Raw genomic sequence first — 25,731 nt, 5'->3', positions numbered from 1 at the left:
GGGGATGTGCGGGAAACGTCCTCGTGATCAGTGGCCGCGCGGCGGCGGCCGAGTGGCGCGTGCCCTCGGCCGGCCGGGTGATCACCAAGTCGGTGCACCCGGTCGGCCCCGGGGTGGATCAGGGCGGGGTCCTCGCCGTCTGCAGGGCGTCGTGCGGCTTTCGTACGACGTCCGGACCGGAGGGCAGCTCCAGACCGGAGAGTTCGGTCGTGTACTCCACGACGTCCAGGACGGAGAGCCTGCTGATGGTGGGAGCGGTGACGTTCAGTTCACCGCGCACCGCCACCGCCGCCGCGTAGCCCCGGTCCACCGGAACGTCCAGCAGGGTCCAGCCGGATGGCGGATACGGGCCCTGCGGGCCCCCCGTGCCGACATAGTCGAGCGAGGGGTCGCGGCCCAGACCCGAGCCGAGGCCCTTGAGGTAAGCCTCTTTGCGGGTCCACAGGCGGGCCAGGGCACGCGGGCGCAACTCAGGTGCCAGCGCGTCCAGTTCCGCCTGTTCATCCACGTGCAGCATCGAGGCCAGTTCGGCGGTGGCCGTCTGGTCCGACACCAGGTCCACGTCGACTCCGATCGGAGCGACGGCCGTACCGACGAGCGCCAGGTCGCCCCGGTGGGACAGCGAGAAGAACAACTCGCGGCCCGCGCCGAGAACGGTCGGGCGGCCGTGCGGTCCGCCGCAGCAGGGACAGGTGTCCCGGCCGAAGTGGATCTCCTCGGGACGCAGACCCAAATACGTTCCGAGCAGCCGACGTAGTGCGACATGCGCGGCCGTGAACCGGGTTCGGTCGGCCGCGTGCATGAGGGCGGCGGCGCGCTGACGCTCGGTCGCGTCGAGCACCGCCTCGTCCAGGATGCCGGCGGGGACATCCGAGACCCTCAGGAGCCAGAGGTCCAGTGAGCCAGGGGGTGGCAGCTCACGAACGACCCACGGCAGGGTTGTTTCCACGGGGTCTCTCCTGTTCTTACTCAGGTGACAAGCCGGTCGGGCCTCATGCTGCGCTGGGCTCGACCGTCAGGTCGCGTCCGCCCGACGGGTCGGGTGCGGAAGGCAGGTCGCGCCTGCCGCGCATCGGCCCGATCAGGAGAATCAGGGGGGTCACCGCCAGGCCGGCGGTCAGCATCCACAGCGTCGGCCTGAGGCCGAGCGCCGTGCCGAGTGCGCCGCCGAGCAGTGAACCGAAGGGGATGGCACCGAAGTTGGCCACCGATATGCAGGAAGTGACACGGCCGAGGAGCTGCGGCGGGCAGTAGCGCTGCCGGAAGGCTCCCTGGATCACGTTGGCCAGTACCACGCCCAGGGCGAGGAGTGCGCTGCCAATCGCCAGGGTCACCAGCTGCCAGCCCTCCCCCGCCATGGGAATGAGCAGGCCGAAGGGAGCGGTGAACAGCGTGGCGAGCTGCAGTCCGCGCGCGGTTCCGTGCCGGTCGGCGATGCGCTTCGCCAGGGTGGCGCCCAGGAGTCCGCCGATGCTGCTGGAGGCCAGCAGCCAGCCGACCGCGCCTTCCGCGACCATCAGCTGCCGGATCATGAAGACCGGCAGGATGGCCTGGTACGCCGTCAGGAGCAGGTTGGTGACGGTGCCGTACCCCGTCAGGATGCGCAGGTAGGGGTCCTTCACCGTGTACTGGAGGCCCTCCTTGATGTCCTGGCGCAGCGGGGTGCGCTCCTTGGGCTGTTCGGGTCGGGGTTCCTCGGCGCGGATGCGGGACAGGCACAGGGCCGAGAAGAGGAACGTCAGCGCGTTGACCAGCAGTCCGGAGGCGGCGCCGAAGGCCCCGGCGAGGAGGCCGCCGCCGCCCAGGCCCGCGACCTGCGCCACCGACTCGCTGCCCTGAAGCTTGGCGTTGGCCTCCTGGAGGTCCTTCCGCTCGACTATCGAGGGCACGTACACCTTGTAGGAGATGCCGAAGAACACCGCCGCCAGGCCGTTGAGCAGGGCGACGATCAGCATCTGGGTCATGGTGAGGACGTCGAGCCAGGCGGCTATGGGCACGCTGGCCAGGAGGAGCAGCGAGCCCACGTTGCAGGCCAGCATGAGGGGTCTGCGCCGCATGCGGTCCACCCAGGCGCCGGCCGGCAGGCCGATCAGCAGCCAGGGCAGCCAGGGCGCGGCGGCCAGCACACTCACGGCGAACGTGCTGGCGTTGAGCGTCACCACCGCGACCAGCGGCATCGCGACGGTGGTGATGTTGATGCCGACACGGTTGGTTGTCTCGCCCAGCCACAGCAGGCGGAAGTCGCGCTGGTGCAGCAGTCCGCCGCGTTTGGGTTTCACGGTGATCTCCGGGGGTGGTTCGAGCGTCGGGGCAGTCATGTAAGTACCGCCTTCTGAACGGCTTCGGTGAGAAGCGATTCGGCGCCCGACCAGCGGATCCGCCGGGCGACCAACTCAGTGTGAAGCACACCGAGTTGCGTGGTGAGGGGCGGTAGCCCATCGCTGCCCGGTCCGCCACCGTGGGCGCAGTCCCGGGCGACCCGGTCCGGGGCGAGATCGCCCGCGAAGTCGGAAGTGTCCGCGAGCGACCGGCCGGAGTCCAGCGCCGCGAGGACGGTCTCGCCCACCTGGTGGTGCGCCGCCCGGAACGGCGTGCCCTCCAGGACCAGGCGTTCCGCCAGGTACGTCGCCGAGGTGAACCCGTCCACGGCCCGCTGCTCCATCCGCTCCCGCTCCGGTTCCGTGCCCGCCACGACCAGGCGCAGCAGCGTGACCGCGTCGGTGGTGTCGCTCAGGCCCGGCCAGAGGTGGCGTACGGCCTCGGTGCCGACCGCGATGGCGTTGGTGTAGCCGCCGGTCGTCATCGCGGAGGCCGCGCTCATGAACGCGCCCAGGCTCGCGGTGGACCGGCCCTGGATGTGCTCCAGCAGGAACGGGTTGCGCTTCTGCGGCATCATCGAGCTCGAACCCACCAGCGTGTCGCCCACCCGCAGCAGCCCGGACTCCTCCGACGTCCAGGTGCTCAGATCGCGCGCGATACGGGCGAGCGCGACGCCGAGCACGGCGGACGCGGACAGCAGCTGGAGGACGAAGTCCCGGGAGGCCACGGCGTCCACCGAGTTGGGCGCGGCCGAGGTGAAGCCGAGGAGTTCCGCCGTGCGGGCGGGGTCGATCGGCACGGAGGTGCCGCCGATGGCGCCCGCGCCGAGCGGGTTGACGTCGATCTGCCGGCCCGCGTCGAGGAGTCCGCCGTACGCGCGCAGTACCGCGCCGGCGACACCCGCCAGGTAGTGCCCGTAGGTGATCGGCACGGCGGGCTGGCCGTGCGTGTACGCCGGCATCGTCACGTCCGCGTACTCCTCGGCCTTCGCCAGGAGCACCGCGGCGAGGGTGTCCACCGCGTCCAGCAGCGCCAGATAGGGGGTGCGGACCTTCAGCCGGGTGGTGGTGGCGTTGAGGTCGTTGCGGGAGCGGCCGGTGTGCAGGATGCCGCCGGTCTCGTCGCCCAACTGCTCGATGAGGTGGCCCTCGTACGCCAGGTACACGCCGCGCGGCATCGGCCTGCCGCGCACCGGCCCGAAGTTCTGCTCGCGCAACTCCTCGATCGCCCGCAGCAGTTGCCCGGCACGGGCGGCGTCCACGATGCCGCGCTCGGTCAGCATGACCAGATGCGCACGGTCCACCTCGCTGATGCACCGCAGCTCCGCACCGAGCCCGTCGTCCGCCGCGTCGTCCGGCAGGTACGAGGCGTAGACGATGCGGTGCGCCTCGGCGTCGAGGGCTGCCTTGAGCCGCCCGGTGTCGACACCGGATGCTGTCGCGGTGCTCATGCGAGGGCCTCCGTCGCGGTCAGGTGTGTGTACGACACGGCCTCGGCGAGCAGGGCGGCTCCCCGGTCGGCGGCCTCGGCGGCCGGGGCGGGGTGGTCGGCGACGGCGATGGTGTGGCCGATGCGGCCGCGGAAGTCCTCGGCGGGGCCCACGGGTTCGCCCGGGACGCGGTAGACGACGGCGTCCACGACGTTCGGGACGGCGCGGGCGCGGGCGACGGTCTCGTCGAGCGCGCCGGCGTGGGTGAGGATGCCGTCGCGCTCGGCGGTCAGGAAGCGGATCGAGGCGCGGGCGTAGACGCCGCGCTCCAGTTCGGGAGTCTCGCCGAGCGCGGACAGGACCTGGGCGAGGACCAGGTCGATACCGCAGGCCCTGCGCACGAGTTCGGGGATCATGCCGCCGGCGAGCCGCGGGTTGACCTCGATGACCTTGGCGCCGGTGCTCTCCAGGCGCATCTCCACATGGGCCGCGCCCCAGCCGAGCCCGAGCGCCTCCACGGCGCGCACCGCGGTCTCCCGCAGCGCGCGTTCCGCCTCGGCCGGCAGGGACGCCGGGACGTCGTGGCCGACCTCCACGAAGACGGGGAGCGGACCGACGTGCTTGGCGACCGTCACCACCGCCTGGGTGCCGAACACCTCGACGGAGAACTCCGGTCCGCTCAGGTACTCCTCGACCAGGATCCGGCGCGGTGCCGCGACCCCCCGCTCGTTGACGGTGGCCGCCAGCAGCGTCCGGGCGTGCTCGGCCACCTCGCCGGCGTCCGCGCACAGCCGCACGCCGAGGCTCCCGGAGCCCTGCACCGGCTTCACCACCACCGGAAGTCGGCACGCCTCCGCGGCGGCCACGGCGCCGACGACCTCGTCGACGACGGCGAAGCCCGGCACCCCGACGCCCGCCCCGGCGAGGATCCGCCGCTGCTCGGACTTGTCGCGGCAGGCCCGTACGGCCTCGGCCTCGGGGCCCGGCAGACCGAGCCGCGCGGCGACCGCGGCCGCGGTGGGGACGTAGTACTCGGAGCTGGTCAGCACACCAGCGATGGGCGCCTCGCCGGCCAGTTCGGAGACCGCCATCCACAGCGCGGCCTCGTCCGCGGTGTCCACGGTGACGGTCCGCAGCCCGTCCTCGGCGGCGTACGGATAGCGGCCCGGGTCCGCGCACAGCAGGACCGGCTCCACTCCGCGCTGGGCCGCGCGGCGCGCGAACAGCCGCCCCGTTCCGGTGGTGTTGCTCTCGATCAGGAGCAGTAGCCGCCCGCTCATGAGTCGACCTCCGGCATGACCACGTCGTCGAAGCCGCGGCGCGCCCACAGCAGCCGGGACCAGGCTGCGGTCGCGTCGAGCGGGTGCTCGACGGTGACCGGGCCGCCCGGGGCGGGCGCCGGGACGATGCCCTGGGCGCGCAGCCAGGCATCGTTGTAGACCGTGGACTGGTAGCGGTAGCCCTCGTCCGGCAGCACCATCACCACGGTGCTCCCTGGGTTGTGCTCCGCCCACCAGGACGCCACCTGGAAGGAGGCCCCGCTGGTCGGTCCCATGAACAGGCCGTGCGCGCGGTAGAGCTCGTGGGTCGCGTGGAACGCCTCGGGGGCCGTCACCCAGTGGACCTCGTCGTACGCCGCGTGCTTGACGTTGCCCGGGTGGATGCTGCTGCCGAGTCCGCGCAGCGTGCGGGGCCCGTCGGGGGTGCCGAAGATGATGCTGCCGTGCGTGTCCACGCCGACCAGGTGCAGCGCCGGGTTTCCGGGCCGCAGCGACGCGGCGAGCCCGCCCGTCGAACCGCCCGAACCCACCGGGCCCACCAGGCAGTCGACGGAGCCGACGGTGTCGCCGATCAGGTCGGCGACGATGCTGTACGCGCCCGGGTTGTCGGGGTTGTCGTACTGGCCGGGGACGAAGGCGTCGGGCTGGAGGCGGCGCAGCTCCTCCACCCGGGCCAGGCGTGCGCCCTGGATGCCGCCGGGCTGGCCGGTGTGCTCGACGATCTCCACCGTCGTGCCGAGCATTTCGAGGCGGGTGCGCAGATCCCGGTCGATGGCCGAGTCGCCGACGATGGTCAGCGGATAGCCGCGCAGCCCGCAGACCATGGCCAGGCCCAGGGCGAACGTCCCGGAGGAGGTCTCGATGACCGGGGTGCCCGGGGAGAGCAGCCCGTCGGCCTCGGCGCGGTCGATGATGTGGCGGGCGGGCAGCAGCTTCATCAGGCTGAAGGCCGCCGCGTAGAGGTTGTCGCTCACCTTGATGATGCGTGGGAGCTCGGTGGCCTCCACGATCGAGGAGTGAGCCTTCGGCAGAGTCGTCGTCGTCATGTCAGTCACCCGTCAGTCACCGGTCGTGTAGTTCCACTGCTCGTCGATACCGATCTCTTGCAGGAGGCGCTGGGCCAGCGCGGCGCGGGCTTCGACGTCCGGGTCGTCCCGGTCGAAGAGGAGGCCCGCGATGTCTCCGCTGTGCGCCGCCTGCACGCCCAGCGCGCCGGAGGTCCGGGCGATGTCCCGGATCCGGTCGAGCCCGGGTATCGGCAGATGACGCTGGTTGATCTCCGTACTCGCCGTCGCCACCGAACCCAGCAGCGCGACGTCCTTCATCTGGATGGCCTCCCGGAGCATGTCCCGCAGCCGGGCGAAGAGGTCGATCTCCTCCTGGCCGTAGCTCGCCGGCGCGAACGCCAGCGTGTCCACGCCCCGCCCGCCGCCCTCGGGGCGGGAGCCGAAGCCCAGCACCCGGACCGGCGGCATCCGGTAGCCGAAGTCCTCGATCACCGCGCCCTCGCGCTGTGCGAACAGCACGGTGGACTCCTCGAACATCAGGGAGTCGGAGGCGGTCTCGGCGCGCACGGCCAGCCGGGCCACCTCCTGCGGCGGCAACGGGCTGACGAACGCGTCCTTCACCGCCCAGATCGCGGCCAGCACATCGCTCGTCGACGAGCCGAACCCGCGGCACAGCGGCACATCGCCGGTCAGTTCCAGATGGCCGCCCCAGGGCCCGGCGTCCGGCGGCGTCACGGCCCGGACGGCGAGTTCCGCCGCGCGCCGCGCCTTGCCCTTCCACTCGGGTGAGACGGTGACCTCGGGACCGGGGGCGGGGATGAAGGTGGCTCTGGTCGTGTGGATGGTGCAGGGAAGGGTGACGAGACCCCTGGTGAGTCCTCCCTCACCGGTGAACACGCCTTGCAGAATCTCGCCGTGATGGACGGGGGCCGAAGCGACCCCGACACGCCAGTCGGAATGATCCACCATCATGTCCTTGACCTTCTGTTGCCGGTGAAGCCGTGACCTGCGGACAACATCACGCTATGCAGGCCGGAACCCGTAGCCCGGCGGCAAGAGCGGCAGGCTGCGGGCAATTGCCCAGGCGGACCGGCGGGGCACACGTCGAAGCGCCCGGGCCCACCCTGGTGAGGTGGACCCGGGCGCCTTGGTGGCCCGGTGGTGCCAGACGTCAGTGGTGGACCGCCCGCAGGTGCTCGGACACGACCTTGCCGATCTCCCGCAGGGGCTCGGCGCCGGTCATGTCCCAGTGCTCGCAGTCGATGTCGTGCTCCTCGACACGGCCGAGAACATACGGTGCCCAGGACTCGGCGCCGGTCATGGCGGCGGGCGTGCGGCGCGCGTTGAAGAACAGCATGCCGCCGCTGAACTGCCGCCCGGGAACGTACCGGTAGCGCATCTCCAGGTTCCCCGCGGTGGCCTCGACGACCGCGGCGGCCTGGGCCGGCTCCAGGGCACCCAGGATCGGGTCCTCGGCGCGCAGCACCTCCGCCAGTTCGGCGGCGTCCGGCGCACCGTCCGCGCACGCCACGGCCAGTTCGGCGCCGCGGGTGCCGAGCAGCGCGGTCAGGACCTCGCGCCCGGTGATGGCGGGCGCCTCGAAGCCGTCGGGCAGCGGATAGGAGTCGAGCAGCCCGAGCAGGGCCACTTGCTCGCCCAGCTCCTCCAGGCGGGCGGCGACGGCGTGGGCGATCAGACCGCCGAACGACCAGCCCAGCAGGTGGTACGGGCCGTGCGGCTGGGCGGAGCGGATTTCGGCCACGTACGTGTCGGCCATCTCCTCCATGGAGGCGGGCCGCCCCGAGGGGTCCGTCAACTCCCGTGCCTGGAGGCCGATCAGCGGCCGCTGTTCGCCGATGTGCCGCAGCAGCCCGGCGTAGGACCAGCTCATCCCCGAGATGGGGTGTACGCAGAACAGCGGGGCTTCCCCGCCCTCGCTCGCGGAGCGGATCGGCAGCAGGGTCTCCAGCGGGTTCCCGCCCGAGCCGGCGGCGATGTGCTCGCCCAGCAGCGCGGGGGTCGGGTACTGGAACAGGTCCCGGATGGTGACCGGGGTGTCCCAGACGGCACGGATGCGGCCGATGAGCCGGGTGGCGAGCAGGGAGTGCCCGCCCAGGTGGAAGAAGTGGTCGTCGATGGTGACCGACGGCAGGCCGAGCGTGACCGCGAACAGCCCGCACAGGACTTCCTCGGCCGGGGTGCGCGGCGCCCGCCCGCCGGTCCGGTCGGCCTGCGGCGGCTCGGGCAGCGCCCGCCGGTCGAGCTTGCCGTTCACCGTCAGCGGCAGCGCGTCCAGCGGCACGATGGCGGCGGGCACCATGTACTCGGGCAGGGCCGCCACCGCGTGCCGGCGCAGCTCCGGGATGTCCGGCGCACCGCCGTCCACGGTCACCACGTAGGCCACCAGACGCTTGTCGCCGGGCCGGTCCTCACGGATCATCACGGCGGCCTGGGCGACGGAGGCGTGCCGCAGCATCGCCGACTCGATCTCACCGGGCTCTATGCGAAAGCCCCGCAGCTTGATCTGCTGGTCGGCCCGCCCGAAATACTCCAGCGCTCCGTCCTGGCTCCAGCGGGCCAGGTCGCCGGTGCGGTACATCCGCGAGCCGGGCGCCCCGTGCGGGTCGGCGACGAACCGCTCGGCGCTGAGCCCGGGCTGCCCGATGTAGCCGTGCGCGAGCCCGTGCCCGGCGACGTACAGCTCGCCGGGGACGCCCGGCGGCAGCAGCCGCAGGTTCTCGTCGAGGACGTAGGCGTGCTTGCCGGTGATGGGCCGCCCGATGGGGATGGCGGGCGCGGGGGCGCTGATGGTGTGGGCGGTGGTGAACCCCATGCTCTCCGCGGGACCGTAGCCGTTGACCAGGTGCAGATGGGGGTGGTCGGCCAGCGCCTTGGCGGCGTGCGCGGGCGAGGCCGCCTCACCGGCCGTCATGGCCTCCCGGAGCCGGGAGAAGACCGCCGGGTGCTCGTCGAGCATGTGGTTGAACAGGCTCGCCGACATCTGGAGCGTGGTGATCCCGTGCCGCTCCACCAGCTCCGCGATCTGGTGCGGGTCGGTGTGCTGGCCGGGCTGCAGAACGCAGACCCCGCCGTGCAGCAGCGGCCCGAAGACCTCCAGGGCGAAGGCGTCCCACGACACGGGCGAGCTCTGCAGATACGTCTGCTCAGGGCCGAAGTGCAGATAGTCAGGGCCGATGAAGGTGGCCGCCAGCGCCCGGTGCGAGGCCGCGACGCCCTTGGGCACCCCGGTCGAGCCGGAGGTGAACATCACGCACGCCGTCGTCTCCGGGTGCCCGCCCGTCTCCACCGGCGCCCCCGAAAGACCGCTGATCGCGGGGGTGTCGACGGTCAGATCGACCAGGGTGGCCGAGGTCGGCAGGGCCGCGAGGTGGCTCTGGGTGACCAGCGCCGACGGGTTGGTCTGCCCGAGGACGGTGGTCAGCCGGTCGGCCGGGAACTGCGGGTCCAGCAGCGTGTATCCGGCGCCGGCCTTCAGCGCCGCGAGCAGGGACGCGATCAGATGCGGCGAGCGCTCCAGGTGGATGGCCACGATGCTGCCGGGCTCGACGCCCCGCGAGGTCAGGTGCCGGGCCAGCCGGTTGGACCAGACGTCCAGCTCGGCGTACGTCACCTGCTGGTCCTCGAAGACCAGCGCCACCGAGTCCGGTGTGCGGGCCGCCTGCCCGGTGAACAGCCCGTCCAGACCGAGGACCGGCGCCGGCGCCTGGGGACCGCTCCAGTCCCGTACCCGTACACGCTCGTCGTCGGAGAGCAACTCGATGTCGCCGACGGGGAGTTCAGGCTGGTTGACGGCGGTGGTGAGGAGGCGGACGAGGCGGTCGGCGGTGGCTTCGACGGTGCGGGCGTCGTAGAGGTCGGTGGCGTACTCGATGGTGATGTCGAGGCCGCCCGGCTGTCCGTCCGCCGTCCGGTGCTCCGCGAACGCGAAGGTCAGGTCGAACTTGGCGATGGAGGCGGAGGGAAAGGCGAACTCGCTCTCCAGGCCCGGGAGTTCGGGTGCCCGGGTGCTGGTGTCGCCGACGGTGAGCATGACCTGGAAGAGGGGGTGCCGGGCGGTGGTGCGCTCGGGGTTGAGGGCTTCGACGAGCCGGTCGAAGGGCAGGTCCTCGTGCGCCCAGGCGGAGAGGTCGGTCTCCCGGACGCGGGTGAGGAGGTCGCGGAAGGTCGGGTTGCCCGACAGATCCGTGCGCAGGACGAGGGTGTTGACGAAGAAGCCGATGAGGTCGTCGAGCTTCTGGTCGGTGCGGCCTGCGACGGGGGAGCCGAGCGGGATGTCGTACCCGGCGCCGGAGCGGGCGAGGAGGGTGGACACGGCCGCCTGGGCGACCATGAAGAAGGTGGTGCCGGTGTCCTGGGCCAGCGAGGTCAGCGAGCCGTGCAGCTCGGCGGGGCAGTGGACGGTGTGGGTGGTGCCCTGGTTGGAGGCGGCGGCGGGGCGGGCGCGGTCGGTGGGAAGGGTCGCTTCCTCCGGGAGCTCGGCCAGAGCCTCGCGCCAGTAGTCGAGTTGGCGGTCCTCGTTGTCCTGGAGCAGCTTCTGCTGCCACAGGGCGTAGTCGGCGTACTGGACCGGCAGCGGCTCCCATTGCGGGGTCTCGCCCTGGACGCGGGCCTCGTAGGCGGCGGCCAGATCGCGGAAGAGGGGCCCGTTGGACCAGCCGTCGGAGGCGATGTGGTGGACGACCAGCATCAGGACGTGCTCCTCGGCGCCGAGCCGGAACAGGCTCGCGCGGAAGGGGCGTTCACCCGCCAGGTCGAAGGCGTGTCCGGCCTCGGCGCCCAGCAGCCCGTCGAGGGTGTCCTCGGTCGCGGGGATGATGGCCAGTGCGGTGGTGGCCGCGGGGAGGACGGCCTGGTAGGCCTTGTTCTCGTGGGTCGGGTAGACCGTCCGCAGGCTCTCGTGGCGGGTGACGAGGTCGGTGAGGGCGAGCTGGAGTGCGTCGGGGTCGAGGGTGCCCTTCAGGCGCAGGGCCATCGGGATGTTGTAGGTGGCGGACGGGCCTTCCATCTGGTCGAGGAACCACAGCCGTTGCTGGGCGGAGGACAGCGGCACCCGCTCCGGACGCTCCTCGGGCAGCAGCGCCGGACGCTGTTCCCCGCTGCTCTCGGCCGTGAGCCGCTCGGAGAGCAGCGCGACCGTCGCGTACTGGAACAGGTCACGGATGGTGATCTGGGTGTCCCACACGGCGCGGATGCGGCTGATGAGCCGGGTGGCGAGCAGGGAGTGCCCGCCGCGGTGGAAGAAGTGGTCGTCGATGGTGACCGACGGCAGCCCGAGCACGGCGGCGAACAGACCGCAGAGCACTTCCTCGGCGGGGGTGCGGGGTGCGCGCCCGCCGGTGTCGCCGGTGTTCTGGGGCGCGGGCAGGGCACGGCGGTCGATCTTGCCGTTGGTGGTCAGCGGGATCGCGTCGAGGGTGACGAACGCGGACGGGACCATGTACTCGGGCAGCGCGCCGGAGACCTCGCGCTGGACCGCCTTGGAGTCGAGCCGCGTGCCGTCGGCAGCGACAAGGTAGGCGACGAGCCGCTTGTCGCCGGGCCGGTCCTCACGGATGACCACGGTCGCCTGGGCGACGGAGTCGCAGGCCGCCAGCGCGGTCTCGATCTCGCCGAGTTCGATGCGGAAGCCGCGCAGCTTGACCTGCTGGTCGGCCCGGCCGAGGTACTCCAGGGAGCCCTCGTGGTTCCAGGCGGCGAGGTCACCGGTGCGGTACATCCGGGTGCCGGCCAGGCCGTACGGGTCGGCGACGAACCGCTCGGCCGTCATGCCCGGCCGGTTGAGGTAGCCCTGGGCGAGACCGGCTCCGGAGATGTACAGCTCGCCCGGGGTGCCGGGCGCGACGAGCTGGAGGTGGTGGTCCAGGACGTAGAGGCGGTGGTTGTCGAGGGGCTCGCCGATCGGGACGGAGCCCGCATAGTCGAGCGGGCGGTGGATGTGGTGGGTGGCGGCGAAGGTGGTGGTCTCGGTCGGCCCGTAGCCGTTGACGACGGTGGTGTCCGGGCAGTTCTCGTGGATCCGGCGTACGGCCTCCGGCGGTACGACGTCACCGCCGGCCCACACCTCGCGGACGCCCGCGAACGCGGCCGGTGCCTCCTCGGCCATGACCCGGAACAGGCCCGCCGTCATCCACAGGCTGGTGATCGAGTGCTCGGCCAGCAGCCGCCCGTAGGCCGTGGGGTCGAGGTGGCCGGGGGGTGCGACGACGACGGTGCCGCCGTTGAGCCAGGGCACCCATATCTCGTAGGTGGACGCGTCGAACGCGGCCGGTGAGTGGAACAGGACCCGGCTGTGGTTGCCGTTGGCGTACATGGTCTGGGCGGCCAGGTCGGCCACATTGCGGTGGGTGACCGCGACACCCTTCGGGACGCCGGTGGAGCCCGAGGTGAACATCGCGTACAGCGGCTGGTCGGGGTGGATCGTGCGCGCCGGCGCCGTGGCCGGCAGGTGGTCGAGCCCGGTGGTGCCGTCCAGGACGACGACCTGGGCGGTGGTCTCCGCGACGAGCGGGTGGTCGGACAGGGCCGCGTCGGTCAGCAGGACCGGAGCCCCGGTGTCGGCCAGGATCTGGGTGAGGCGGGAGTCCGGGTCGGTGGTGTTCAGCGGGGCGTACACCGCTCCGGCCTTGGTCACCGACAGCAGCGCGGTGAGCAGGTCGGCCGAGCGCTCCATCAGGACGGCGACCACGTCGTGCTGCTGGACACCGAGGTTGATGAGGTGGTGGGCCGCACGGTTGGTGGTCTCGTCGAGCTGGGCGTAGGTGACCTCGTGGACGTCGTCGACCAGGGCGATCGCGTCCGGGGTACGGGCGGCCTGCGCCGCGAACAGCTCGGCGAGGCTCGCCTCGGGTGCCCCGGTGACCGTGCCGCTCCACTCCTCCAGGAGCAGCCGGCGCTCGTGCTCGCCGAGCAGGTCCAGCACGGAGAGCGGGGTGTCGGGCGAGGTGAGCACCGCTTCCAGGAGCCGCCTCAGCCGGGCCATGAGCGCGTCGATCGTCCGGGCGTCGTACAGGTCGGTGGCGTACTCGATGGTGATGTCCAGGCCGTTCGGCCGGCCGTCGCGGGTGCGGTGCTCGGCGAAGCCGAAGGTCAGGTCGAACTTGGCGATCTGCAGCGCGCTGTACTCGGTCCGGGCGTCGAGCCCCGGGAAGCCGACGGCGTTCGAACCGGTCTCGCCCATGGTGAGCATCACTTGGAAGAGCGGGTGCCGGGAGGCGGAGCGCTCCGGGTTGAGCACCTCCACCAGCCGGTCGAAGGGCAGGTCCTGCTGGCCCCACGCCGCCAGGTCCGTCTTGCGGACCCGGCCGAGCAGCTCCCGGAAGCTCGGGTCGCCCGTCAGATCCGTCCGCAGCACCAGCGTGTTGACGAAGAAGCCGACCAGCCCGTCGAGGGCCTCGTCGATACGTCCGGAGACCGGCGAGCCGACCGGGATGTCGAGGCCCGCCCCGGAGCGCGACAGCACGGTCGCGACCGCGGCCTGGGCCGCCATGAACAGCGTCGCCCCCGACTCCCGCGCCAGATGCGTCAGTCCGGCGTGGACGTCCGCGGGAAGGTGCGCGTCGCAGGTGGCGCCGTGGTACGAGGCGGTGGCCGGGCGCGGCCGGTCGGCGGGCAGGGTCGCCTCCTCCGGCAGCTCCGCCAACGTCTCGCGCCAGAACTCGAGTTGACGCGACCCGGCGCTCTCCGGATCGTCCGCCTCGCCGAGCAGCTCCTGCTGCCACAGCGTGTAGTCGCCGTACTGCACCGGCAGCGGCTCCCACTCGGGGGCCTGCCCCTGGACCCGGGCGCCGTAGGCGGTCGCCAGGTCCTGGAGCAGCGGGGCCGTCGAGCCGCCGTCCGAGACGATGTGGTGCATCACCACGAGCAGGACGTGCTCCCGCTCGTCGAGCGCGATCAGCCGCGCCCGCACCGGCAGGTCCACCGCCAGGTGGAAGACCTGCGCGGACTCCTCGGCGAGCACCGCCTCCAGCGTCCCGGCCGTGGCCGGCACGACGGGCAGTTCGAACTCCACGTCCTCCTCTTCGAGGATGTGCTGGTACGGCGTGCCGTCCTGGTCCGGGAAGACCGTCCGCAGACTCTCGTGCCGGCCGATGACGTCGGCGAGGGCCGACCGCAGGGCGGCCCGGTCGAGTTCACCGGTGAGCCGCACTGCCAGCGGGATGTTGTAGGTGGTCGACGGCCCTTCCATCTGGGCGATGAACCACAGCCGCTGCTGGGCGTAGGACAAGGGGATCACTTGGTCGCTCCCATCCGGCGCATCGGCCGCAGTTTGGGCCTTGCGGCCTCGGCGCCGTCGAGCTTCTCGACGAGCGTTGCCACGATCGGGTTTTCGAAGAGGGTCGCCACGGACAGCTCGACCCCGAGTACGGTGCGGATCCGGCCCACGAGCCGGGTGGCGAGCAGGGAGTGCCCGCCCAGGTGGAAGAAGTGGTCGTCGATGGTGACCGACGGCAGTCCGAGCATCTCCGCGAACAGCCCGCAGAGGACTTCTTCCTTGGGGGTGCGGGGCGCGCGCCCCGCGGTGTCGTGCGTGACCTGCGGCTCGGGCAGGGCCTTGCGGTCCACCTTGCCGTTCACGGTCAGGGGGATGGCGTCCAGCGTCACGAACGCGGACGGAACCATGTACTCGGGCAACAGCCCCGACATCCGCCGCCGCACGTCCTCGTCGTCGATCCGCGCCCCGTCCTGCGCGGTCAGATAGGCCACGAGCCGCTTGTCGCCGGGCCGGTCCTCGCGGACGATGACGGTCGCCTGGGCGACGGCGTCCTGGGCGGCCAACACGGTCTCGATCTCGCCGAGTTCGATGCGGAAGCCGCGCAGCTTGACCTGTTCGTCGGCGCGGCCGAGGTAGTCGAGTGAGCCTTCCTGGTTCCAGCGGACGAGGTCGCCGGTGCGGTACATCCGGGCGCCCGGCTCGGCGCCGTACGGGTCGGCGACGAAGCGGTCGGCGGTCTGTCCCGGCCGGTCCAGGTAGCCCTGGGCGAGTCCGGTTCCGGCGATGTACAGCTCGCCCGGGGTGCCCGGCGCGACCAGACCGAGGTGTTCGTCGAGGACGTAGAGGCGGTGGTTGTCGAGGGGTTCACCGATCGGGACGGTGCCGGGGTAGTCGTAGGGGCGGCGGATGTGGTGGGTGGCGGCGAAGGTGGTGGTCTCGGTCGGGCCGTAGCCGTTGACGACGGTGATCTGCGGGTTGTGGTCCATGACGCGGCGTACGGCCTCGGGCGGTACGACGTCACCGCCGGCCCAGACTTCGCGTACGCCGGTGAATGCGGCGGGTGCTTCTTCGGCGATGAGGCGGAACAGGCCCGCCGTCATCCACAGGCTGGTGATGGAGTGCTCGGACAACAGCTGCTGGTAGGCGGCGGTGTCGAGGTGCCCGGCCGGGGCGACGACCAGCGTGCCGCCGTTGAGCCAGGGCACCCACATCTCGTACGTCGAGGCGTCGAAGGCCATCGGCGAGTGGAAGAGGACCCGGCTGTGGTTGCCGTTGGCGTACATCGTCTGGGCGGCCAGGTCGGCCACATTGCGGTGGGTGACCGCCACGCCCTTCGGGACACCGGTCGAGCCGGAGGTGAACATCGCGTACACGGCCTGGTCCGGGTGGACCGGCACGTGCGGGTCGCTCGCCTCGCCCTCGGACGGGGCCGCCACGGAGATCGCCCGTGCGCCGGCCGGGAGTTGGAGGCTTTCGGGGCCGCGGTCGGTGAGGAAGACCTTGACCGCCGACTGTTCGACGATGAGCTGGACGCGCTCCATCGGGTAGCGGGTGTCGAGCGGGACGTAGACGGCTCCCGCTTTGACCACGGCCAGGGTGGCGATCACGGCGTCGAGCGAGCGCTCCTGGAAGAGCGCCACCCGGCTGCCGGGCCGCACACCTTCCGCGATCAGGTGGTGCGCGAGGCGGTTGGCGCGCTCGTCCAGTTCGCGGTAGGTCAGTTCCTGGGTGCCGTGGACGACGGCCACCGCCTCCGGCGTGCGCGCGACCTGTGCCGCGAACAGCTCCCCGAGCCCGGCGTCGGCGCTTCCGGTGACGGACCCGGCTCGCGACTCCAGCAGCAGCGCCCGCTCCCCGAAGGACAACAACTCAAGGTCCGCGACCGGCAGTTCAGGGGCGGCGACGGCCGCCTCCAGCAGTCGTACGAGACGAGTCGCGACGCTCTCGATGGTGCTCGCGTCATACAGATCGGTCGCGTACTCGACGGTGATGTCCAGACCGCCGGGCTCTCCGTCCGCCCCCCGGTGCTCCGCGAAGCCGAAGGTGAGGTCGAACTTGGCGATCGCCACCTGCGAGAACTCGTACGCCGTGTCCAGGCCGGGCAGTTCGGGCGCCTCGGCCGACGTGTCGCCGAGGGTGAGCATGACCTGGAAGAGCGGGTGGCGGGCGGGTGTGCGCTCGGGGTTGAGGATTTCCACGAGCCGGTCGAACGGCAGGTCCTGGTGGTTCCAGGCGGCCAGGTCGGTCTCGCGGACCCGGTGCAGCAGGTCGCGGAAGCTCGGGGCGCCGGTCAGGTCGGTACGCAGGACCAGGGTGTTGACGAAGAACCCGACCAGGTCGTCGAGTTGCTGGTCGGTGCGGCCTGCGACGGGGGAGCCGAGCGGGATGTCGTACCCGGCGCCGGAGCGGGCGAGGAGGGTGGACACGGCCGCCTGGGCGACCATGAAGAAGGTGGTGCCGGTGTCCTGGGCCAGCGAGGTCAGCGAGGTGTGCAGCTCGGCGGGGCAGTGGACGGTGTGCGTGCTGCCCCGGTTGGAGGCGGTTGCCGGGCGGGCCCGGTCGGCGGGGAGGGTGGCCTCCTCCGGCAGGTCGGCCAATGTCTTCTGCCAGAACCCGAGTTGGCGCTCCTCGTCCTCCTCCATCAGCTGCTGCTGCCACAGCGCGTAGTCGGCGTACTGGACGGGCAGCGGCTCCCACTCCGGTGCCTGTCCCTCGGCGCGGGCCGCGTAGGCGGCGGCCAGGTCGCGGAAGAGGGGGGCGTTGGACCAGCCGTCGGAGGCGATGTGGTGGATCACCAGGAGCAGGACGTGCTCCTGGTCGCCGAGCGCCAGCAGGTGGGCGCGGAGCGGGATGCCGGAGGCCAGGTCGAAGGGGATGGCGGAGAGGCCGGCCAGGCGGGCGGCGAGCGTGTCGTCCGTGACCGGGACGACGGGCAGCTCGACCGGCTCGGGGGCCCGCACCGACTGGTAGGCCTTGCCCTCGTGGGTGGGGTAGACGGTGCGCAGGCTCTCGTGGCGGGTGACCAGGTCGGTTATGGCCTGCCGCACGGCCTCGACGTCCACCGCGCCGGTGAGGCGCAGCGCCATCGGGATGTTGTACGTCGCCGACGGGCCCTCCATCTGGTCCAGGAACCAGAGCCGTTGCTGGGCGGAGGACAGCGGCACGCGCTCGGGGCGCTCCTGCGCGCGGGTCAGCGCGGCCCGGGGAAGCTCACCGCTGCCCTCCGTGACCCGCTCGGACAGCGCGACCACGGTCGGGGACCGGAACAGGTCCCGGACGCCGAGCTGGACGCCGAAGGCCTGGCGGATGCGGCTGATGAGGCGGGTGGCGAGCAGGGAGTGGCCGCCCCGGTGGAAGAAGTTGTCGTCGATGGTGGCCGACGGCAGCCCGAGGACCGCCGCGAACAGGCCGCACAGGACCTCTTCCTGGGGGGTGCGCGGGGCACGTCCGGTGACATCGTGGGTGACCTGCGGGGTGGGCAGCGCACGCCGGTCGATCTTGCCGTTGGCGGTCAGCGGGATCGCGTCGAGGAGCACGAAGGCCGACGGGACCATGTACTCGGGGAGTGCCGAAGTGGCGTGCCGGCGCAGGTCGTTCAGGTCGACGCCGCCCTCGGCGGTCACGAGGTAGGCGACGAGCCGCTTGTCGCCGGGCCGGTCCTCACGGACGATCACCGTGGCCTGGACGACGCTTTCATGGGCCGTCAACACGGTCTCGATCTCGCCGAGTTCGATGCGGAAGCCGCGCAGCTTGACCTGCTGGTCGGCCCGGCCGAGGTACTCCAGCGAGCCCTCGTGGTTCCACCGCACCAGGTCCCCGGTGCGGTACATCCGGGCGCCCGGCTCGGCGCCGTACGGGTCGGCGACGAACCGCTCGGCGGTGAGCGACGGGCGGCCCACATAGCCGCGCGCCAGACCGGCCCCGGCGATGTACAGCTCCCCGGGCGCACCGGCCGGAACGAGCCGGAGCGCGGAGTCGAGGACGTAGAGGCGGTGGTTGTCGAGGGCCTCGCCGATCGGGACGGTGCCCGGGTAGTCGAGCGGGCGGTGGATGCGGTGGGTGGTGGCGAAGGTGGTGGTCTCGGTCGGGCCGTAGCCGTTGACGACGGTCGTGTCCGGGCAGTGCTCGTGGATACGGCGGACGGCCTCGGGAGAGACGACGTCCCCGCCCGCCCACACCTCCCGGAGCCCCACGAAGGCCTCCGGCGCCTCCTCGGCCATCACCCGGAACAGCCCCGCCGTCAGCCACAGACTCGTGATCGAGTATCCGGTGATCAGCTCGCTCAGCGTGCCGGTCTCCAGGTGGCCCCGGGGCGCCACGACGACCGTGCCGCCGGTCAGCCACGGCACCCAGATCTCGTAGGTGGAGGCGTCGAAGGTGTGCGGGGAGTGGAAGAGGACCCGCTGGTGGGCGCCGCCCGCGTACATCCGCTGGCGGGCCAGGTCGGCCACGTTGCGGTGGGTGACGGCGACACCCTTCGGGACGCCGGTCGAGCCCGAGGTGAACATGACGTACAGCCACTGGTCGGGGTGGGTGGGGGCGGTGGGCCTCGTCGCGGGGCGGCCGTCGAGGTCCTTGGCCTCGACGACGAGGTCCCGGGCCTGCGCCCGGGTGACCAGCGGATGGTCGGCCAGCGCCCGGTCGGTGATCAGGACCGGCGCGTCGAGTTCATCGAGGATCTGGGTGTGGCGGGTGTCCGGGTCGGCCGGGTTGAGGGGCGCGTAGGCGCCGCCCGCCTTCACGACCGCGAGCATGGCGACCAGGAGGTCGGCCGAGCGCTCCATCATCAGGGCGACGACGGATTCGGGGCCGACCCCGAGGCCGATGATCCGCTGCGCGAACCGGTCGGACTCGGCGTCGAGTTCGGCGTAGGTGAAGGTGCGCTCCTCGGACGCCACCGCGACCGCGTCCGGCGTACGGGCCACCTGCGCGGCGAACAGCTCCGCGAGGCCCGCGTCCGGGAGGTCGCCCTCGGTGACCGGACCCGCGCCCAGCGCCAGCAGCCGCTCCCGCTCCTCGGGGCCGGTGAACTCCAGCTCCCCGACGGGCAGGTCCGGCGCGGCGACGGCCGATTCCAGCAGTCGTACGAGACGATCCGCGAGCCCCTCGACGGTGCGGGCGTCGTACAGGTCGGTGGCGTACTCGACCCTGATGTCCAGGCCGCCCGGCTGCCCGTCCGCCGTCCGGTGCTCGTGGAAGGAGAAGGTCAGGTCGAACTTGGCGATCTCCAGCGGGGTGAAGCCCGACTCGGTCTCCACACCCGTGAGTTCCAGGGACGGCGTGACCGCTTCCTGAAGGGTCAGGGCCACCTGGAACAGCGGGTGGCGGGAGGTGGAGCGGGCCGGGTTGAGCAGCTCGACCAGCCGGTCGAAGGGCAGGTCCTGGTGGGACCAGGCGGCCAGATCGGTGTCCCGGACCCGGCCGAGCAGCTCCTGGAAACTTGGGTCGCCCTCCACGTCCGTACGGAGCACCAGGGTGTTGACGAAGAAGCCGACCAGCCCGTCGAGCGCCTCGTCCGTACGGCCCGCGATCGGGGCGCCGATCGGGATGTCCGTGCCCGCCCCCGAGCGGGACAGGGCGGTGGCGACCGCGGCCTGCGCGACCATGAACATCGTGGTGCCGGTCTCCCGGGCCAGCCGGGTCAGCGCCTGGTGCAGCTCGGGCGGGCAGTGGACGCCGTGGGTCCGGCCCCGGTAGGTGGCGGCGGCCGGGCGCGGCCGGTCGGCCGGCAGGGTGGCCTCGTCCGGCAGCCCGTCCAGCGTGTGGCCCCAGAACTCCGCCTGGCGCTCGCCGTCCGCCGCGAGCAGCTCCTGCTGCCACAGCGTGTAGTCGGCGTACTGCACCGGCAGGGGCTCCCAGCCGGGGGCCTCACCCAGCACACGGGCCTCGTAGGCGGCGGCGAGGTCACGCAGCAGCGGGGTGGTGGACCAGCCGTCGGAGGCGATGTGGTGGATGACCACCATCAGCACCTGGTCCCGCTCGCCCAGGTCGAACAGGGCGGCGCGGAGCGGGAGTCCGGCCGCCAGGTCGAAGGTGCGCGCGGCCTCGGCGCCGAGGAGCTCCGCCAGGGAGTCCTCGTCCGCCGGCGTGACCGGCAGCTCGACCCGGACCCCGTCCGCGGGCAGCACCAGCTGGTGGAAGTCGCCGTCGGCCACCGCGAACACCGTGCGCAGGCTCTCGTGTCGGACCACCAGGTCGGTCAGCGCGAGACGCAGCGCCTCCCGGTCCAGCTCGCCCTTGAGGCGCAGCGCGAGCGGGATGTTGTACGTCGAGGACGGGCCCTCCAACTGGTCGAGGAACCACAACCGTTGCTGGGCCGACGACAGCGGCACCCGCTCCGGACGTGTCATCTCCCGCAGGGCGGGCCGCCGCACACCGTCTCCGCCGGCGTCGACGAACTCCGCGAGCGCCGCAGGGGTCGGCCCCTGGAAGAGGTCCTTGACGGTGATCTGGACCCCGAACGCCTGCCGCATGCGGCTGATCAGCCGGGTGGCGAGCAGGGAGTGCCCGCCCCGGTGGAAGAAGTGGTCGTCGATGGTCACCGACGGCAGCCCGAGGATCTCCGCGAACAGACCGCAGAGGACTTCCTCGACCGGGTTGCGCGGGGCCCGCCCGCCGGTGTCGTGGCTGACCTGCGGCGCGGGCAGGGCCTTGCGGTCCACCTTGCCGTTCACGGTCAGCGGGATCGCGTCCAGCGTCACGAACGCGGACGGGACCATGTACTCGGGCAGCGAACCGGAGATCTCCCGGTGAATCGCCTTCGCGTCGGTCTTCCGGCCCTCGGCGGCGACGAGGTAGGCGACGAGCCGCTTGTCGCCGGGCCGGTCCTCGCGGACGATGACGGTCGCCTGGGCGACGGCGTCCTGGGCGGCCAACACGGTCTCGATCTCGCCGAGTTCGATGCGGAAGCCGCGCAGCTTGACCTGCTGGTCGGCGCGGCCGAGGTAGTCGAGTGAGCCTTCCTGGTTCCAGCGGACGAGGTCGCCGGTGCGGTACATCCGGGTGCCGACCGGGCCGTACGGGTCGGCGACGAACCGCTCGGCCGTCATGCCCGGCCGGTCCAGGTAACCCTGGGCCAGACCCGCGCCCGCGACGTAGAGCTCGCCCGGGGTGCCCGGCGCCACCAGGCCCAGGTGCTCGTCGAGGACGTAGAGGCGGTGGTTGTCGAGGGGTTCGCCGATCGGGACGGTGCCCGGGTAGTCGTAGGGCCGGCGGATGTGGTGGGTGGCGGCGAAGGTGGTGGTCTCGGTGGGCCCGTAGCCGTTGACGACGGTGATCTGCGGGTTGTGGTCCATCACCCGTCGTACGGCCTCCGGCGGTACGACATCGCCGCCCGCCCAGACTTCGCGTACGCCGGTGAATGCGGCGGGTGCTTCCTCCGCGATGAGGCGGAACAGGCCTGCCGTCATCCACAGGCTGGTGATGCGGTGCTCGGACAACAGCTGCTGGTAGGCGGCGGTGTCGAGGTGGCCGGCCGGGGCGACGACCAGCGTGCCGCCGTTGAGCCAGGGCACCCACATCTCGTAGGTGGAGGCGTCGAAGGCCATCGGGGAGTGGAAGAGGACCCGGCTGTGGTTGCCGTTGGCGTACATGGTCTGGGCGGCGAGGTCGGCCACATTGCGGTGGGTGACCGCTACGCCCTTCGGGACGCCTGTCGAGCCCGAGGTGAACATCGCGTACACGGCCTGGTCGGGGTGGACCGGCACGTGCGGGTCGCTCGTGTCGCCGTCGGACGGGGCCTGCACGGAGAGGGCCCTGGCTCCGGCGGGGAGTTGGAGTTCCCCGGCGTCGCGGTCGGTGAGGAGGATTTCGACGGCCGACTGTTCGACGATGAGCTGGACTCGCTCCATCGGGTAGCGGGTGTCGAGCGGGACGTACACCGCTCCGGCCTTGACCACGGCGAGCGTGGCGATCACGGCGTCGAGTGAGCGCTCCTGGAAGAGGGCCACCCGGCTGCCGGGTTCCACCCCTTCCGAGATCAGGTGGTGGGCGAGGCGGTTGGCGCGCTCGTCCAGCTCGGCGTAGGTCAGGTCGCTGGCCGAGTCGATCAGGGCGACCGCGTCCGGGGTGCGGGCCACCTGTGCGGCGAACAGGGCGCCGAGACCGGCCTCCGGGGCTGCGGTGACCTCCCCGCTCCACTCCTCCAGGAGCAGTCCGCGCTCCTGGCCGGTGAGCAACTCCAGCTCCCCGACGGGCAGTTCGGGGTGGGTCGCCGCCTCCGACAGCAGCCGGACCAGGCGCCCGGCGGCCGCCTCGACGGTGCGGGCGTCGTACAGGTCGGTGGCGTACTCGACGGTGATGTCGAGGCCGCCGGGCTCCCCGTCCGCCGTGCGGTGCTCGGCGAAGGAGAACGTCAGGTCGAACTTGGCGGCCCGCAGCCAGGTGAACTCCGACTCCGTCTCCAGACCCTCGGCGACGAGCGTCGGCGTGGCCGCGTCCGTCAGCGTCAGCATGACCTGGAAGAGCGGGTGCCGGGCCGCCGAACGGTCCGGGTTGACGGCCTCGACGAGCCGGTCGAAGGGGAGGTCCTGGTGGCCCCAGGCCGCCAGGTCGGTCTCCCGGACGCGGGTGAGGAGCTCGCGGAAACTCGGGTTGCCCGACAGGTCCGTGCGCAGGACGAGGGTGTTGACGAAGAAGCCGACGAGGTCGTCGAGCGCCTGGTCGGTGCGGCCCGCGATCGGCGAACCGAGCGGGATGTCGTGGCCCGCGCCGGAACGGGCGAGCAGTGTCGACACCGCCGCCTGGGCCACCATGAACACCGACGCCCCCGACTCCCGGGCAAGGGCCGCGAGGGCCGCGTGCACCTCCGGCGGGCAGTGCACGGAGCGGGTGGCGCCCCGGTAGGAGGAGACGGCCGGGCGCTGCCGGTCGGCGGGGAGGGTGACCTCCTCCGGGAGGTCCGCCAACGCGTCCCGCCAGTAGGAGAGCTGGAGGGACTCGACGCTCTCCGCGTCCGCCGGGTCGCCGAGCAGCGCGCGGTGCCAGAGGGCGTAGTCGGCGTACTGGACGGGCAGCGGCTCCCATGCCGGGCGCTGTCCGCGGGAGCGGGTCGCGTAGGCGGTGCTCAGGTCGCGCATCAGCGGCTGGTACGACCAGCCGTCCGACACGATGTGGTGCATCACCACCAGCAGCACGTGGTCCCGCTCGCCGGTCCTCAGCAGCCGGGCCCGTACGGGCAGATCGGCCGCGAGGTCGAAGGCCCGCTCGGACTCCTCGGCCAGCAGCGCGGTGAGCGTGGATACGTCCGCCGGTGTGACCGGCAGCTCGATCCGTACGTCGTCCGCGGGCAGCACCCGCTGGTAGGTCCGCCCCTCGGCCGTGCCGAAGACCGTGCGCAGGCTCTCGTGCCGGCCCAGCACATCGGTGAACGCCGACTCCAGTGCCGCGACGTTCAGTTCACCGCGCACCCGGACGGCGAGCGGAATGTTGTACGTCGCGGAGGGGCCCTCCATCTGGTCGAGGAACCACAGCCGCTGCTGGGCCGACGACAGCGGGAGCAGCTCGGGCCGCTCCTCGGCCGCCGTCAGCGCCGGGCGGCCGGACTCGCCGCCGTCCGCGGCGATGTACTCGGCAAGGAGCGCCACCGTCGGGCAGGTGAAGAACTCGCGCAGCGTCAGCTGGACGTCCAGGGTGGTGCGGATCCGGCTGACCAGGCGGGTGGCGAGCAGCGAGTGGCCGCCGATCGTGAAGAAGTCGTCGTCGATCCCGACGGACGGCAGCCCCAGCGCGTAGGCGAACAGCCCGGCCAGGACCTCCTCGACGGGGTTGCGGGGGGCCCGGCCGTTCGCGGTGCCGCCGAGCTTGGGGGCCGGCAGCGCGCGGCGGTCCAGCTTGCCGTTCGCGGTCAGCGGCAGCGAGCCCAGCGGGACGACCGCCGAGGGGACCATGTACTCGACCAGCTCCTCGCCGGCGTACCGGAGCAGCTCCGCGCCGTCGAGGACCCCCTCCACGGCGGGCACCACATAGGCCACCAGGCGCTTGTCGCCGGGCCGGTCCTCGCGGACGATCACCGCGGCCTGGGCCACGGACGGGTGGCGGACCAGGACGGTCTCGATCTCGCCGAGCTCGATGCGGTTGCCGCGCAGCTTGACCTGCTGGTCGGCGCGGCCCAGGAACACGACCTCGCCGTGCTCGTTCCAGGCGGCGAGGTCGCCGGTGCGGTACATGCGGGTACCGGCGGGGCCGTACGGGTCGGCGGTGAAACGCTCGGCGGACAGGGCGGGCAGCCGGGCGTAACCCTGCGCCAAGTGGGGCCCCGCCACATAGAGTTCACCGGTCTCGCCGGGGGCGGTGTGGCGCAGCTCGGCATCCAGGATGTACATCGCGGTGTTCGCCATCGGGATGCCCAGGTGGAGCCGCTCCAGCGTGCGGACGTCCGGCGTGAACGCCTGGTAGCTGCAGAAGACGGTGGCCTCGGTGGGACCGTAGACGTGCATGACCGTGGTGTCGGGGCAGTGGTCGAGCACCCGCTGCAGGGCGGTGGCGGACAGTACGTCGCCGCCGGTCCAGATCTCCTTCAGCCGGGCCAGGCCCTCGATCGCCTCGCTGGCCATCGCGTCGAACAGCGCGGTCGTGAAGTACGCGGCGGTCGCGTCGTAGCGGGCGATGGCCTCGCCCAGCTCACCGATGTCGATCTTCGGCGCGGGCAGCACCACGGCCAGGCCGCCGCGCAGCAGCGGCACCCACAGCTCGTACGTCGAGGAGTCGAAGGGCAGCGGCGAGTAGGCGAGGACCCGCTGGTGCGCCTCGGTGCCGAAGCCGGGGTCCAGGGCCAGTTCCACCACGTTGCGGTGGGTGTTGACGACGCCCTTGGGGGTGCCGCTGGAGCCGGAGGTGAACATCACGTACAGCGGCTGGTCCGGGTGGACGGCCACCTCGGGGGCACCGGCCGGCTCCTGCGCCGTCGCGGTGTCCTCGGTCAGCCGCAGGGCCGGCAGCTCACCCGCGAAGCCGGTCTCCTCCTCGGTCGCGCGGTCCGTGACCAGCAGGACGGCCTCGGTGTTGCCGAGGATCCAGCCGAGGCGCTCGGCGGGCTGGCGCGGGTCGAGGGGGACGTACACACCGCCGCTCTTGAGGACGCCGAGCACGGTGATCACATAGGCGAGCGACCGGTCGAAGAGCAGCCCGACCGAGTCGCCCGGCTGTACACCGGCGGCTATCAGCCGGTGCGCGAGGGCGTTGGCCGCCCCGTCGAGCTCGCGGTAGGTGAGCCGGCGGTCCTCGCGGACCAGGGCGACGGCGTCCGGGGTGCGGGCGGCCTGCGCGGCGAAGAGCTCGTGCAGCGCGCCCTCGGGCAGTTCCACCGTCGTGTCGTTGTACGCGGCGACGCCATCGGGCACGCCGACGCCGAGGGGGAGCAGGGGATCGGCTTGCGGCTGGGACATCTCGACACCTTCTTGGAAGCTCGGTTCTGGTGGTCTCGCGGCGTGCCGGGAGACCGACGGAGCCACGACGGGGAAACGC

At 72.2% G+C, this 25,731-nt stretch carries 8 protein-coding genes; all 8 read right to left on the bottom strand.

Translation table 11 applies throughout. From position 1 onward, the window contains the following. Positions 1–118 precede the first annotated feature (118 nt). The 8 genes from OIC96_RS21310 to OIC96_RS21275 all read right to left on the bottom strand — a co-directional run bounded on the left by OIC96_RS21310 (position 119) and on the right by OIC96_RS21275 (position 25,652). Positions 119–949 (bottom strand): 4'-phosphopantetheinyl transferase family protein, encoded by an 831-nt coding sequence (locus tag OIC96_RS21310; protein ID WP_330306312.1) that lies wholly within the window; start codon positions 947–949, stop codon positions 119–121. A gap of 43 nt (positions 950–992) precedes the next feature. Beyond that, positions 993–2,318 (bottom strand): MFS transporter, encoded by a 1,326-nt coding sequence (locus tag OIC96_RS21305; protein ID WP_330306313.1) that lies wholly within the window; start codon positions 2,316–2,318, stop codon positions 993–995. After that, positions 2,315–3,769 carry an argininosuccinate lyase gene (argH, locus tag OIC96_RS21300; RefSeq protein WP_330306314.1) on the bottom strand — a complete coding sequence of 485 codons (1,455 nt, stop codon included), beginning with the start codon at positions 3,767–3,769 and terminating at the stop codon, positions 2,315–2,317. Before argH ends, OIC96_RS21305 begins: the two co-directional genes overlap by 4 nt. Then, a complete protein-coding gene (locus OIC96_RS21295) occupies positions 3,766–5,028 on the bottom strand; it encodes an ATP-grasp domain-containing protein (protein ID WP_330306315.1) in 1,263 nt (420 codons plus the stop codon). The genes argH and OIC96_RS21295 overlap by 4 nt, the downstream gene beginning before the upstream one ends. Next, the gene (locus tag OIC96_RS21290; protein WP_330306316.1) at positions 5,025–6,074 is read right to left on the bottom strand and encodes a PLP-dependent cysteine synthase family protein; all 1,050 of its coding nucleotides are present in this window, start codon (positions 6,072–6,074) and stop codon (positions 5,025–5,027) included. Before OIC96_RS21290 ends, OIC96_RS21295 begins: the two co-directional genes overlap by 4 nt. Before the next feature lie 12 nt (positions 6,075–6,086). Continuing rightward, entirely contained in the window at positions 6,087–7,007 is a 921-nt protein-coding gene (locus tag OIC96_RS21285; protein WP_330306317.1) for a GHMP family kinase ATP-binding protein, read from the bottom strand. A 199-nt stretch (positions 7,008–7,206) separates the two neighbouring features. Further along, positions 7,207–14,289 (bottom strand): amino acid adenylation domain-containing protein, encoded by a 7,083-nt coding sequence (locus OIC96_RS21280; RefSeq protein WP_330306318.1) that lies wholly within the window; start codon positions 14,287–14,289, stop codon positions 7,207–7,209. After that, positions 14,286–25,652 (bottom strand): non-ribosomal peptide synthetase, encoded by an 11,367-nt coding sequence (locus OIC96_RS21275; protein ID WP_330306319.1) that lies wholly within the window; start codon positions 25,650–25,652, stop codon positions 14,286–14,288. Before OIC96_RS21275 ends, OIC96_RS21280 begins: the two co-directional genes overlap by 4 nt. Between the last annotated feature and the right edge of the window lie 79 nt (positions 25,653–25,731).

Origin of the sequence: Streptomyces sp. NBC_00775 (assembly GCF_036347135.1) — a bacterium.
Classification (GTDB): Bacteria; Actinomycetota; Actinomycetes; order Streptomycetales; family Streptomycetaceae; genus Streptomyces; species Streptomyces lutosisoli.
The sequence above is the reverse complement of the archived record's forward strand: the minus strand, read 5'-3'. Positions and strand labels throughout refer to the sequence as shown.